Source organism: Ottowia sp. oral taxon 894, assembly GCF_001262075.1.
Taxonomy (GTDB): domain Bacteria; phylum Pseudomonadota; class Gammaproteobacteria; order Burkholderiales; family Burkholderiaceae_C; genus Ottowia; species Ottowia massiliensis.
In genome coordinates, this window is sequence record NZ_CP012073.1 from 671,646 (window position 1) to 683,896 (window position 12,251).

The 12,251-nt window shown below is 58.6% G+C and carries 12 protein-coding genes and 1 pseudogene; 8 read left to right on the forward strand and 5 right to left on the reverse strand.

The window, feature by feature from the left end:
• Nucleotides 1–245 precede the first annotated feature (245 nt).
• From ADJ79_RS12965 to ADJ79_RS12975, 3 genes are read left to right on the forward strand one after another with little or no spacing between them, the layout of a single operon-like run.
• Entirely contained in the window at nt 246–1,622 is a 1,377-nt protein-coding gene (locus tag ADJ79_RS12965) for an EVE domain-containing protein (protein ID WP_253273854.1), read from the forward strand.
• Nucleotides 1,612–2,043: an ASCH domain-containing protein gene (locus tag ADJ79_RS12970; protein WP_082202852.1), complete on the forward strand. Its 432-nt coding sequence runs from the start codon at nt 1,612–1,614 to the stop codon at nt 2,041–2,043. The genes ADJ79_RS12965 and ADJ79_RS12970 overlap by 11 nt, the downstream gene beginning before the upstream one ends.
• A 3-nt stretch (nt 2,044–2,046) precedes the next feature.
• A complete protein-coding gene (locus ADJ79_RS12975; RefSeq protein ID WP_082202853.1) occupies nt 2,047–2,589 on the forward strand; it encodes an ATP-binding protein in 543 nt (180 codons plus the stop codon).
• Nucleotides 2,590–2,974: 385 nt separating this feature from the next.
• On the opposite strand, the gene ADJ79_RS02900 is transcribed toward ADJ79_RS12975, so the two are convergent.
• Nucleotides 2,975–3,196 carry a hypothetical protein gene (locus ADJ79_RS02900; protein ID WP_156303987.1) on the reverse strand — a complete coding sequence of 74 codons (222 nt, stop codon included), beginning with the start codon at nt 3,194–3,196 and terminating at the stop codon, nt 2,975–2,977.
• Nucleotides 3,197–3,204: 8 nt separating this feature from the next.
• On the opposite strand from ADJ79_RS02900, the pseudogene ADJ79_RS15670 reads away from it, so the two are divergent.
• From ADJ79_RS15670 to ADJ79_RS02910, 3 genes and pseudogenes are all read left to right on the forward strand, one after another.
• A pseudogene (locus ADJ79_RS15670) lies at nt 3,205–3,617 on the forward strand (GMP synthase (glutamine-hydrolyzing)); the annotation flags it as partial.
• Between the two features lie 84 nt (nt 3,618–3,701).
• A complete protein-coding gene (locus tag ADJ79_RS02905) occupies nt 3,702–4,469 on the forward strand; it encodes a basic amino acid ABC transporter substrate-binding protein (protein WP_050714710.1) in 768 nt (255 codons plus the stop codon).
• Nucleotides 4,470–4,676: 207 nt separating this feature from the next.
• Nucleotides 4,677–5,453 carry an amino acid ABC transporter permease gene (locus ADJ79_RS02910; protein ID WP_050714711.1) on the forward strand — a complete coding sequence of 259 codons (777 nt, stop codon included), beginning with the start codon at nt 4,677–4,679 and terminating at the stop codon, nt 5,451–5,453.
• Between the two features lie 179 nt (nt 5,454–5,632).
• Here ADJ79_RS02910 and ADJ79_RS02915 read toward each other — a convergent pair whose 3' ends face one another.
• Both ADJ79_RS02915 and ADJ79_RS13895 read right to left on the reverse strand, forming a co-directional pair.
• Nucleotides 5,633–7,402: a bifunctional hydroxymethylpyrimidine kinase/phosphomethylpyrimidine kinase gene (locus ADJ79_RS02915; protein ID WP_050714712.1), complete on the reverse strand. Its 1,770-nt coding sequence runs from the start codon at nt 7,400–7,402 to the stop codon at nt 5,633–5,635.
• Between the two features lie 85 nt (nt 7,403–7,487).
• A complete protein-coding gene (locus tag ADJ79_RS13895; protein ID WP_156303988.1) occupies nt 7,488–7,865 on the reverse strand; it encodes a hypothetical protein in 378 nt (125 codons plus the stop codon).
• On the opposite strand from ADJ79_RS13895, the gene glnK reads away from it, so the two are divergent.
• On the forward strand, nt 7,843–8,181 hold the full coding sequence (glnK, locus tag ADJ79_RS02920; protein WP_050714713.1) for a P-II family nitrogen regulator: 339 nt from the start codon (nt 7,843–7,845) through the stop codon (nt 8,179–8,181). The two genes, ADJ79_RS13895 and glnK, sit on opposite strands and share 23 nt — an antisense overlap.
• 510 nt (nt 8,182–8,691) lie before the next feature.
• On the opposite strand, the gene ADJ79_RS02925 is transcribed toward glnK, so the two are convergent.
• Nucleotides 8,692–9,627 carry a DMT family transporter gene (locus tag ADJ79_RS02925; protein ID WP_050714714.1) on the reverse strand — a complete coding sequence of 312 codons (936 nt, stop codon included), beginning with the start codon at nt 9,625–9,627 and terminating at the stop codon, nt 8,692–8,694.
• 51 nt (nt 9,628–9,678) lie between these two features.
• A complete protein-coding gene (locus tag ADJ79_RS02930; protein ID WP_050714715.1) occupies nt 9,679–10,134 on the reverse strand; it encodes a RidA family protein in 456 nt (151 codons plus the stop codon).
• A gap of 203 nt (nt 10,135–10,337) precedes the next feature.
• On the opposite strand from ADJ79_RS02930, the gene ADJ79_RS02935 reads away from it, so the two are divergent.
• The gene (locus tag ADJ79_RS02935) at nt 10,338–11,129 is read left to right on the forward strand and encodes an RNA methyltransferase (RefSeq protein ID WP_050714716.1); all 792 of its coding nucleotides are present in this window, start codon (nt 10,338–10,340) and stop codon (nt 11,127–11,129) included.
• The last annotated feature ends 1,122 nt before the right edge of the window (nt 11,130–12,251 follow it).

Genomic DNA, 12,251 nt, shown 5'->3' on the forward strand with positions numbered 1-12,251 from the left:
ATTGTTGATGATAGAGTGGGAGTGAGCCATTATTTCTACAGCAGCGATAGATGTTATTCCATTAGATTACGGATAAATATAAATTTTAATTGCTGCTTATTTATTGTATGGACTGATAACCCTAGAATCATCTTGGATAATTAATTTTATTAAAAGCGATGCGCTTCATTCTAGATACAAACATTCTAATTCCTCTTGAGGATTCGCAGCGCCCACTCGAGCCGAGCCTCGCTAACTTTGTTAGATTGGCCAATGAAAATGGACATGTTTTGCTTTATCACCCGGCTTCAGAAGAGGATATCAAGCAGGACAATAATGCAGATCGTCGTACTCAGACACTTTCTCGACTGAGTCAATATACTAGACTGGAGTCGTTGCCTACTTGCCCATGGAATACAGCCGATACAGATCGAAATGATGCCGCAGACAATGAAATTCTTCATGCGATTTTTCTTAATGCTGCCCATGGGTTGGTCACGGAAGATCGTGGCATCCATAAAAAAGCGAAAGAGCATGGACTATTGGAACGCGTCTATACCATTCAAACGGCAGAAGATTTGTTGCGTCGCCTGCACGGACGAGTTTCAGTGCAGTTGCCGAATATTGAAAATGTTCCCCTTTTCAGTTTAGATTCACACTTGGGAGGCCAATTTTTTAATAGCTTGAGAGAGGGATATGAAAATTTTGACAACTGGTTTAGAGAAAAAGCGAAAGAAGGGCGGAATGCTTGGGTAAACTGGGAGTCGAATGGAGTTCTTGGAGGCATTTGCATTTATGATCAGCAACATAATGAAAGAATTACAGACGAGATAATGCTTGAAGGACCTGCACTAAAATTAGCAACCTTCAAAGTTGGAGAAAATAGCCGGGGCAAAAAAATAGGAGAACTTTTTTTAAAGGCCGCATTCCTCTATGCTACAAAAAATAGATTGGAAAATATCTTTATTCATGGCGATAGCGATCGACATCATTTTCTTTTTGAAATGCTTGAGGACTTTGGGTTTAAAAGGGTAGGCTTTGATCCTGGAAGTCAGGGGCGTGATGCTGTCTATCTTAAAAGGCATCCTGTAAATCCGCCACAAGAAGAACTCCCTTCTTTTGATTATTTACGTTTTTATTTTCCACATTTTCGTCACGATGAAAACGTGGAGAAGTTCATTGTTCCTATAAAACCCGAGTATCATCAGATACTATTTATAGATTATCCAGGCCAGCAAATGAATATATTCTCTTCGCAGAGTTCTGTAGGGAATGCCATAAAAATGGCGTATTTATGCCACGCCCCAACTAAGAAAATTCGCCCTGGCGATATAGTGCTGTTCTATCGATCAGGAGACGAGCAGGCAATAACTAGCATTGGTATTGTTGAGAGTTATGAAACATTAAGTGTAGCAGAGGATATCGTTTCCAGAGTTAAGCGTCGTACTGTTTATTCGATGCCTGAGATTAAATTAATGGCTGAAAAGCCTACGCGTGTTATGCTGTTCAGGTTAGTTAAACATCTTTCGACTCCTTTGCCGCAAGAGTGGCTTGAGCGGCAAGGCGTGCTCAAGGGGGCACCACAAAGCATTACTAAAATTAGTCACCAAAGTTTTGAAAGAGTTTTATCTCATGAAAACTGACGTTGTGCTAATTTCAATTCGGCCAGAGTATGCCAAAAAAATACTAATTGGAGAAAAAAGGCTCGAATTTCGCAGACGATGGACTTCGAAACAGGTTAGTTGTTTGGTTATTTACGTAACGTCGCCTGTCCAAAGGATAGTGGCCGCTACTCATGTCGAAAAAGTTCACTGGGGGTCAAAAAATCATTTATGGGAACTCGCCAAAAAGAAAGGGGGGGGAATTAGTCGTCGAAAGCTATTCGCATATCTAGAGGGTAGAAGTGAAGGGGCTGCTATTGAGCTTGCAACGGTCTCTAACTTTAGCGAAGGGGCGCTGAAGCCATCTCAAGTGTTTGGAGAAAATTTTAGACCCCCACAATCTTTTCGTTATCTCAGTTTAGATGAGGTTGAAAAATTGAATTTCTATTTTGGAGTGGAATAGCTGATGCGTATCATATTTGTAGGCGGAGTTCATGGTGTAGGCAAAACCACTTTATGCCATCATGCTGCGAAATTGCTGGGACTCGATTATTTCAGCTCCAGTAAAGTGATAAGCTCTGAGAAGGCTGAGGCTGCTTTAGCCGCGGATAAATTGGTTTCCGATGTTATGGAAAACCAATCGTTGCTAATTCAAGGAATTCGTAAACTTTACAAAAATCATAATAAGATAATTCTTCTTGATGGACATTTTTGCTTATTGGGAGCAAATCATGATTTTCAAGAGATTCCGGTTGATGTGTTTAGAGAATTAAATCTTCAAGGAATTGTGGTTCTTCATGATGCGCCACTGGCCATTTATCAAAGATGGGGCGATAGAGACAATAATATATCCCAAGATCCAGTTATCATAGAAAAGTTTCAAGAACTGGAGTTAAGGCAAGCGCACCTAGTAGCGAACAACCTCAATATTCCTATTCGGGCATTGAAGGCGCTTGATAAATTTAAATTTACGGAGGCGATTTCCGAATGGATTGCCTCGTCCGATTAATCTCAGTTTAATTTCCCAATACTGAACGCAATACACCTTTCATAAAGGGAATAAAATTTTGAAATAAATAAAACGTCAACAAGATCAATAATCTGGATAGATTAATAATATCCATCGTATTTCTACTCGCCCTCATCATTAGCAAAGGTGCAACCTTTTCCGCTTTGTTATTAATGGTCGCATCAACGTTCTGCTCCGCGCCGCAGGCGCCAGTGGTGACGCTGGTGAGATGGACGCAAGTAGTGGAGTCTATGTCTTACAGGCAATCAAATGGGGCGTATTGCGCCTTAGCGCTTTCGTCGTCGTAGGCGCCGTGGCAGCGGTGCAGATTCCAGCGGCAGACGAGCGGGCCGGGCCACAGCGTCCTCAGCAGGGCAATTGCTCTTCAATTGGCGGCTTTTTGGGTATGCAGGCCCAAGCGGTAGGTAATGGGGTTGCCACTGGCTTGGCGTGCAGCGCGCAAGGCTTGCGCCAGCAGCGGGGCGTGTGTGGGCGCTAAAAAGCCAGCATCACGCATTTCGCGCGTAATCACGCCATCAAGCGCAAGCGGGGCCAGCGGTGGCAAGGCGGCCAGTAAACGGCCGGTGCGTCCGATCCACGCAGACAAACCATTCGCGCGATTTGTTCAAGGATGAAGTGCATGAATTGGGCGGGGCCTTGGGCTTCCCCTCGGCGTGGCCTATCGCACCTCTTTCCCAGCTTAGGCCTGGGTGTGCGCAAATACGCCGTCCTGCTGCACCAAACTGACGCCATCTCCATTGAAAAGCTGCGCTTTGCCATCCCCCCACAGCGTCAAAAGCTGCTACGGCCTCGCCAGCAATGCCCTCACCGTCTTCCTGCCGCTCCAATCCGTCGGCGTCATGAGCGATAGCCGCACTGCGGCTACGTGGCAGCCCTGCGCGCCATACTGGCCAGCGATTTCATGACTGCCGATAGGGCTGAGTGCCGTATGCGCTGCTGAAAAAGCGGGCTGCGCATCACCCGCGAAATGCGCGGCCATCTGGCGCGTGACGCATGACATTGCCAGCACAAGCAGACTGCGACGATTGAGCGGGAGCCAGTTTGCGTTCAGCCTTGCGACAATCGCCGTTTTTCAAACCACTTCTTGCAACATGAACAAGCGTTCGTTTTCCCGCGTTTTGCTCGGCGCCGTCGCTGGCGCATTTCTGCTTCCTGCCGCTGCGCTGGCGCAGGCCAAAACCCTGGTGGTGGCCTCCAGCGCCACGTATGCGCCTTTTGCCTTTGAAAACAAGGACAAGCAGATCGTCGGCTTTGACATCGACATCATCAACGCCATTGCCAAAAAGCAAGGGCTGGCGCTGCGCATCGTCAATACGCCGTTTTCCAGCATCTTCGCCTCGCTGGGCAATGGCGATGTGGATTTGGTAATTTCAGGCGTCACTATCAACGACAAGCGCAAGCAAAGCTACGATTTTTCCGACCCCTACTTTGACGCGCGGCAGCTCATCGCCGTGGCCCAGGGCAGCAGCATCGCTTCGCTCAAAGACATTGCGGGCAAGAAAGTGGCCGTTGTGAGCGGCTCCACGGCTGACGATGTGAGCAGCCGCGAATTCGGCAAGGCCAGCCCCAACATCCGCCGCTTTGAAAGCACGCCGCTCATCATCTCCGAGCTGGCATCGGGCGGCGTGGATGCCGCCATTGGCGACAACGGCGTGATTGCCTACCGCGTTTCGCAAACCCAGGGCCTGAAAACCGTGGAAGACCCTCATTTCCCGAAAGAATATTTCGGCATCGTGCTTCGCAAGGGCGACAAGGAATTGCGCGACAAAGTCAATGCCGGCCTGGCCGCCATCAAGGCAGACGGCAGCTACGGCGCCATTTACAAAAAGTGGTTCCATCAGGAATATGCGCCGCAATAAGCCTGCCCGAAAATAAAGCGGCAAAAGCAAAAACGGGGCAAGATTTTTGATGAATCTTGCCCCGCATTTGTTTTGCCCCATTTTGCCTGGCCAAAGCCATTCGCCTGATCAGCCAGTCGCCTGAAATTTCCATTCAGCGGAAACGGCAGCCGCTTTCATCAGGCCCCTATTTGAATCAATTAATCAAAAGCGCACAAGCGCCATCGCATGGAAGAAAACGCACCGGTCATGTGGTTCGGGTGGTTCCGCCCGGACATTCTGGTTGAATACCGGCAACTGTTCTGGGAAGGCATGCTGGTCACCGTCGGCATGACCGTGGCCTGCATTCTCATGGGCTGCACGCTGGGCCTGTTGATTGCGCTGGCGCGCCTGGCCCATGCCCGGCATCAGCCCTGGAAATCCTTTTGCAAATACCTGCTGCGCTGGCCTTCCACGGTTTACGTGAGCTTTTTTCGCGGCACGCCGCTATTCGTGCAGATTCTGCTGATGCACTTTGCCGTCATGCCGCTGCTGGTTCACCCGGCAGACGGCCTGCTGATCTCCGGCGAGCTGGCCCGCGAACTCAAGCAAAGCCACGGCGCGCTGCTCTCCGGCGTGGCCGCGCTCACGCTCAATTCAGCCGCCTACATTTCTGAAGTTTTTCGCGCCGGCATTCAGTCCATCACGCGCGGCCAGCGCTTTGCCGGCATGTCGCTGGGCATGACGCCCGCGCAAGTCATGCGCTACGTTGTGCTGCCGCAAGCCTTTCGCCGCATGCTGCCGCCGCTGGGCAACAACATGATTGCCCTGCTGAAAGACACCTCGCTCGTTTCAGCCATCGGCCTGGCCGAACTGGCCTACGCCGCCCGCACCGTGGCCGGAGCCTATGGCCGCTATTGGGAGCCTTATTTGGCCGTGGCGCTGATTTACTGGCTGATGACTTTCGTGCTGACTTTGGGGCTGCGCAAGCTGGAAACGCATTTGGGGCGCAGCGAATTAGGGTAATTAGGGTAATCCAATGCGCCTGCGCTGAAAGAGGCGGCTATTGCTTGAATGATGCGCGCAATGAATCGCCCGGTTGCGGCTTATTCATGAAACATGAATATCGCAAATAAAACCGTCAAATGTCTTTTTGACAAAGCGCCATGAGGATATGGGCAGGCGCTTTGTCCTGTTCATCCTGTTCACAAGGCGCTGTTTGGCATATCCGGCGCCACTGCCTTTTCCATTAACCGCCCCTGCTTCACCGCTTCCAGATAAGCGGGCGCCGCCGCTTGCGGATCGCGGCCCAGTGCGCGGACCACGCAGATGCCGCTGGCGCCGGTTTGGGCGGCGGCGGCGGCTTGTTCGGGGGTGAGGATGCCGCCGATGGCGGTGACGGGGCGGCCTGCGGCGGCCACCCAGAAGGCGAGGTTGCCCAGGCCTTGCGGGCGCCAGGGCATGTTTTTGGTGGTGGTGGGCCAGATGGGGCCGCAGGCGATGTAGGCGGGGGCGAGGCTGCGGGCGCGGGCCAGCTCCCACAGGCTGTGGCTGCTGATGCCCAGGGGCAGGCCGCTGGCGGCCAGGCCCTGGCGCTGTTCGGTGGTGAGGGCGGCAAGGTCTTCCTGGCCCAGGTGCAGGCCGGTGCGGGCGGCGTGTTCGGGGTGTGCGCTGATGAGCTGGCGGGCCAGTTGCCAGTGGTCGTTGATGAACAGGCGCGCGCCGGCCCGGGCGCAGGCGGCCATGCCTTGGGCGAGGGTGTCGCGCAGGGCGGCGCGCCAGGCTTCGTCAGGCGCAGGCGGGGTTTTGATGCGCAGTTGCAGGGTGGGCACGCCAGCGGCCAGGGCTGCTTGCAGGGCGGGGGCGTTGTCCACGATGGCGTAAAGGCCGATGTCCGGCGGGTTGGGTTGATGGCCGCTGGCGGGCTGAAAGAGGCTGGCGGCCGCTTCGGCTTGCAAGGCGGCGCTGAAGGCCCGGGCGGGGTCTTCGTGGCCGAAGGTGAGCAGCGGCATGTAGCGCGGCCCGCTGGCAAAGCCGGGGGCTGCGGCGGCGGGGCCTGCTCCTTGCCCGGCGGCGTAGCCGTGGGCGATGGCGTGGGCAGTGGCGGCCTTGGCGAGCACGAGGGCATCGGCCGCCACGAAGCCCAGCGCCAGGGCGCTGGCGGCGCTGCTGGCGAAGGTGCAGCCGGTGCCGTGGGTGTGGCGGGCTTGGCGCAGGCGCGGCAGGGCCAGCCAGCCGCTGGCGTGGGGGGTATCCATCCAGTCCAGCGCCCAGCCGGGCCATTCGTCTGGCGCGGCGGATGCGGCCAGGCCGCCGTTTTCATCGGCCGCCAGGGCGTCGCCGCCGGTCACGCAGACGGCTTGTGCGCCCATGTCGAGCAGGCGGCAGGCGTGGCGCGCGGCGGCGGCCATGCTGCGCGGGCGGTCTGGGCCGCCTTCGCCGCACAGGCGGGCGGCTTCGGCGGCGTTGGGGGTGATGAGCGTGGCGCGGGGCACGAGCAGCTCGCAATAGGCGCGCAGCACGGCGTCACTGGCAAAGGCCGCGCCGGTGCTGGCGCCGAGCACGGGGTCGATCACCAGGGCCACGGGCGCGCGCTGGCGCAGGGCATCTACCCAGCGGGCCACGGTTTGCACGTTTTCCACGCTGCCCAGCAGGCCGGTTTTGATGGCGGCGGGCGGCATGTCGCCTGCCAGCGCGGCCAATTGGGCCTCCAGCTCTTGCGCAGGCAAGGGGGTGACGCGGGTAACGGCCTGCGAGTTCTGCGCCGTGACGGCGGCCACCACCGGGCACAGGTGCACGCCGAAAGCGAGCGCCGCGCGCTGGTCGGCCGCCAGGCCCGCGCCGCCGCCGCTGTCGTTGCCGGCGATGCTCCAGAGAATGGGTTTGCGGGCGGGTTCGCGGCCGGGTTTGTGGGCGGGTTCGTGGGCGGGTTCGCAATCCGCTTCGCGGCCAGATTCATGTGTGGATTCAGTCATGGCCGGGCAAGTTAGCACACCAGGCTCGCCAGACGGCACAGCCGCCAGGCGCGATCAAAACGGTCACAAGCCGCCGAACGCCGCTTCAAGGCATGCAAGAGGCTCGCGCCTCATCTGCCAGCGCAAGGGAAAAAGAAGCTGATTTCTGCCGGGCAAGGCGTTGGGCCTCGCTTATTCTCGCTCCTTCATTCATAGCATGATGTCCTAGTGGAAATTGCGCAAGAAGGCATTCAGGCCCCCTTGAATTCGCTCCTGTTTTTGATGCCATCTGCATGGCCCAGCGAGGCATTTGCCAGGCCGCAGGGCGCCTGAGTCCACGCTTTTCTCTTTCACAGACAAACCGTGAACAAGTTCTCAGGGTTTCATCCACTTTCCCTTCGTGCTGCAACGCATCAGAATCGCCGCGTTCCGACAAAAACTCGCAAAAAGGAAAAAACGACATGAAGAAGATCACCGCCATCATCAAGCCCTTCAAGCTGGAAGAAGTGCGCGAAGAGCTGGCCGATGTGGGCGTGACGGGCCTGACGGTCACGGAAGTCAAGGGCTTTGGCCGCCAGAAGGGCCATACCGAGCTGTACCGGGGCGCTGAATACGTGGTGGACTTTCTGCCCAAAGTGCGCATTGACGTGGTGGTGGCCGACGATTTGGTGGACCGCTGCGTGGACGCCATCCTCAAGTCCGCGCGCACCGGCAAGATTGGCGACGGCAAGATCTTCATCTCGAACGTGGAGCGCGTGGTGCGCATCCGCACGGGCGAGGAGGATGAAGCGGCCATCTGACCCCGGCCCCAGGCTCCGCCCGCCAGCCGCTTCTTCAAACCGCGCAATGCGCAAACAACCGCCTCACCCGGCGTTTTTTTACGCCTGCGGCAAGGCGGCGCAAGGCTGAAAAGCCGCTTTCACCCGGAAACGGAAAGCCAGGCCCCAAACCGCCGCCCCCCGCCCGCCCCCCGCCCGCACTCCGCCCGCACTCCGCCCGCATCCGCGCGCTGGCCCTGCGGGCGGGCGTGAGCAGGCTCTCATGGCAGGGCGGATTCGGGGAAACCGGCTGGCCCGCGTTGCGCCCTGCCCCCGGCTTTGCCTTCATGTCTTTTCGCCCCTTGGGGCAGTCCATGAAGAATGCCTGACCGCATCAAAAACAGGAGCTGATTTCGGGGCATGAAAATAGCTCTTGCGCTCATTCCACTAGGACCTCACGCTATGGTTTGAGGAGCGAAATTCTTGCGAGGCAAAAGCCGCCCGACCTCCCTGGCCGCCCTCTCGGGCTGCTGGCCCAGGCCGCCTGGCCGCTCACCGCGCCCGGCTGAACAGGCCGATGCCCGCCAGCACCAGCGCCGTGCCCGCCGCCAGCCAGGGGGTGAAAGGCTCGTCCAGAATGAGCACGCCCATGCCAATGGTGGCCAGCGGGCCGATCAGGCCGATTTGCGCGGCCAGGCTGGCGCCCAGGCGCTCCACGGCCATCATTTGCAGCAGCACGGGCACGGCAGTGCACAGCGTGGCGTTCAAAACCGAGAGCCACAGCACCGGCGCGGGCACGGCGGCCGCAGCCAGCGGGCGCGTGATCAGAAAGTGGCCGATGCAGCACAGGCAGGCCACCACCGTGGCCAGCCCCACCAGGCGCATGGCGCCCAGGCGGCGCACGAATTCGCCGCTGAAAAACAGATACGCGGCGTAGCTGGCCGTGCCCGCCAGCACCAGCGCCGCGCCCAGCGCCGTGCCCGCCGTGTGGGGCAGCTGCATCTCGCGCCCAAACACCAGCAAAGCGCCGCTGTAGCTCACCGCCACCGCCAGCCAGTGCCGGCGCGTGGGCCGCTGGCCGCGCAGCGCCCAGGCCAGCGCCATCACCAGCGTGGGCGTGAGATACAGAATGAGCCGCTCCAGACTGGCGCTGATGTATTGCAGCCCCAGAAAGTCCAGCAGGCTCGACAGGTAGTAGCCCGACACCCCCAGCCCCAGCACGCCCAGCCAGTCGCGCCCCTTGAGCGCGGGCCGCCCGCGCCCGGCCCACCAGGCCATGACGGCAAAAAAGGGCAGCGCCAGCAGCATGCGGTACATCAGCAGCGTGACCGCATCCGCCCCGTGCCGGTAGGCGAGCTTGACCACGATGGCCTTGCCGCTGAAGGCAAACGCGCCCAGCACGGCCAGCGCCATGCCCAGGCCCAGGCTGGCAGGCGGCGCCGCTGAAGCGGCAGAGGCAGAGGAAGAAGCAGGCGTGTTTTCAGACATGGCGGCAACAAGGCGGGCAGGCGGCGGGCGGCCGGGCTTGGCTCCGGCGGCTCATTGCACCTCGGCGATCAGCTCGATTTCCACGCAGGCATCCAGCGGCAGCCGGGCCACGCCAACGGCGCTACGGGCATGCGCGCCACGCTCGCCAAACACTTCCATCATCAGCTCGCTGGCCCCGTTGGTGACCAAGTGCTGCTCCACAAAGCCTGGGGCCGAGCTGACGAAGCTGACGAGCTTGACAATGCGGCGCACCTTCTCCAGCCCGCCAGCGGCCGCATGCAGCGTGCCCAGCAGATCAATGCCAATGCCGCGCGCGGCGGCCTGGCCCTCTTGCGTGCTGATGCCTGCGCCAAGCTGGCCCGTCCACACCGCGCCGTTGCGGCGGGCGATATGGCCAGACAAATAAACCAGATTTCCCGTGCGCACAAAAGGCAGGTAAGCGGCGGCTGGCGCGCTGACGGCGGGCAAGGCAATGCCCAGGCGGGCGAGGTTTTCCTGTGGCGTCATGGTGTCGTTCCTTTCCTGTGAATGATGACAAAGACGGCGCAGTATGACCGCCCCCATTGCTGCTTCATCGCTGCTTCATCGCTGCTTCATTGCTGCGTCATTGCCGCCCGCAGGCGTGACAAACGCCGCGCGCGCCGGAAAAATCGCGTCAGCGCAAGACAATCCGCCCTTTCCACCTTCTCGCGCCGCCCCGCCGCCTGCTCATGCCCGCCCCCGCGCAGCACATCCACTCGCCCGCCAACCCTCTTTTCAAAGACCTGCGCCGCCTGGCGCAAGACAGCGCCGCCAGCCGCAAGCAAGGCCGCGCCTGGCTCGAAGGCGACCACCTGGCCCGCGCCGCCCGCGCGCGCCAAGTGCGCCCGGCGCTGGCCGTGTTCGCCGAAAGCAGCTGGCAGCAAAGCGCGCACGAATGGGCTGGCCTGGCGCGCCAGAACATCGTGCTGGCCGACCCCCTCTTTGCCGCCCTGAGCGCCCTGCCATCGCCCGCCCGCATGGGCATCGTCATCGAACTGCCCCTGCCCGCGCAACCCGCCCGCTTCGCGCCCGGCGCGCCCACCCTCGTGCTCGACCGCGTGCAAGACGCAGGCAACACCGGCTCCATGCTCCGCAGCGCCGCCGCCTTCGGCTTCACCCAAGTGCTGGCCCTGCAAGGCACCGCCGCCCTCTGGGGGCCGAAAGTAGTGCGCGCGGGCATGGGCGCGCACTTCGCGCTGCACCTGTTCGAGGGCCTGCAGCCCGAAGACATCGAACAGCTGGCCGTGCCCCTGCTGGCCACCAGCTCGCACCAGGGCCAGTGGCTGCACCGCACCGCCCTGCCCTGGCCCTGCGCCTGGCTCATGGGCCACGAAGGCCAGGGCGTCAGCGCCGCACTCGCCCGCCAGGCCAGCGCCCACATCCGCATCACCCAGCCCGGCGGCGAAGAATCGCTGAACGTGGCCGCCGCCGCCGCCATCTGCCTGCACGCCAGCGCCGCTGGCCGCGAGACGGGCGAATGAGCGAACGCCCCACAGTTATTTCGCTCCTACATCAATAGCAAAGCGTCCTAGTAGAAACTGCGCCGAATGGCGCTTTAACCCCCTCGAATTCGCTCCTTTTTTGATATACAGGGGCGAGGGTGACGCTTTGGAACCTGCTTGCAATCCGTCCGCGAGTGCAGAAGGTGTGGATTTGGGCGCGGCCCCGGACGCTCTGCGGCGTTGCAAACCCCCGATGGGCCACAAGGCCCGTTTGTGGTTTGTGTTTTGCAGCCCATCTCGATTCCCAGGCTTTCGCCCCTCGCGGCCAGATCATGAACAGCCCTCCAGTTTCAGGCCAACCCTTTTTCTCTCCGTTCTTTTTTCGTGCTTGACCGAAAATCCACATTCCGTATTCCGGCAAGATACGCATGCGAATTCATCCCTCAAAATCCGAGGCGTTATCCTGATGACAAGATTCCTCATGCGGGATTATTTTGATGCGGGCTATCAGGGTTTATCGTGCGGAATGAGTTGGGCGCAGTATAGACGGATTACTTTCACTAAAAGGTATAACGCCGGGTATGATGCAAGTACACATAGCATTCCGGTTCCACCGAGATGTAGTGTCTCGGCGCTAAAAAGGAGTGCCTTGAACCAGACAATTGTCCCTGTGAGAAGCATCAAATACCAAATGAGGAATGATGAGAAATAGGATCTTTTCTTGCAGTACGGGCAGATAATGCGGCGGGGCACTCGCGAATGAGGGGTCAAGGGCCATCCGGGTTCATAATCCAAAGACCAAAAAAGCCATACGCGCAACGGAAATTCAATGTTGAAAGAACAAAAGGGGCATTTCTTTTTGATCATTCGGGCAGACCTCGGGTTTCAGATACGGGCAAATGATTTTACCAGCACGGCCAGACGCTGAACGGTTTTTTAAACAAACATGAAAAGCCCCCGGGCTGCAACCTGCAAACACGCACGGCTGGCGGTTTGGATCATGCGGCCGGTGAAATGAATGCGCCCCGCAAGCCGCACATTTCACTCTGTTTGCGAGAGCGAATTTCAGGCGCGGAAAACGCCTTTCTCGCACGGTTCGACTGGATTTACTGCTATCAAAACGGCGGCGAAATAAACGGGCGGTTTGCAAGGCTGGCGCGC

Excerpts from the sequence above, each read along its gene's own strand:
- ADJ79_RS12970 (WP_082202852.1), top strand. The coding sequence starts at position 1,612 with ATGAAAACTGACGTTGTGCTAATTTCAATTCGGCCAGAGTATGCCAAA.
- ADJ79_RS12975 (WP_082202853.1), top strand. The coding sequence starts at position 2,047 with ATGCGTATCATATTTGTAGGCGGAGTTCATGGTGTAGGCAAAACCACT.
- ADJ79_RS02905 (WP_050714710.1), top strand. The coding sequence starts at position 3,702 with ATGAACAAGCGTTCGTTTTCCCGCGTTTTGCTCGGCGCCGTCGCTGGC.
- ADJ79_RS02910 (WP_050714711.1), top strand. The coding sequence starts at position 4,677 with ATGGAAGAAAACGCACCGGTCATGTGGTTCGGGTGGTTCCGCCCGGAC.
- ADJ79_RS02915 (WP_050714712.1), bottom strand. The coding sequence starts at position 7,402 with ATGACTGAATCCACACATGAATCTGGCCGCGAAGCGGATTGCGAACCC.
- glnK (WP_050714713.1), top strand. The coding sequence starts at position 7,843 with ATGAAGAAGATCACCGCCATCATCAAGCCCTTCAAGCTGGAAGAAGTG.
- ADJ79_RS13895 (WP_156303988.1), bottom strand. The coding sequence starts at position 7,865 with ATGATGGCGGTGATCTTCTTCATGTCGTTTTTTCCTTTTTGCGAGTTT.
- ADJ79_RS02925 (WP_050714714.1), bottom strand. The coding sequence starts at position 9,627 with ATGTCTGAAAACACGCCTGCTTCTTCCTCTGCCTCTGCCGCTTCAGCG.
- ADJ79_RS02930 (WP_050714715.1), bottom strand. The coding sequence starts at position 10,134 with ATGACGCCACAGGAAAACCTCGCCCGCCTGGGCATTGCCTTGCCCGCC.
- ADJ79_RS02935 (WP_050714716.1), top strand. The coding sequence starts at position 10,338 with ATGCCCGCCCCCGCGCAGCACATCCACTCGCCCGCCAACCCTCTTTTC.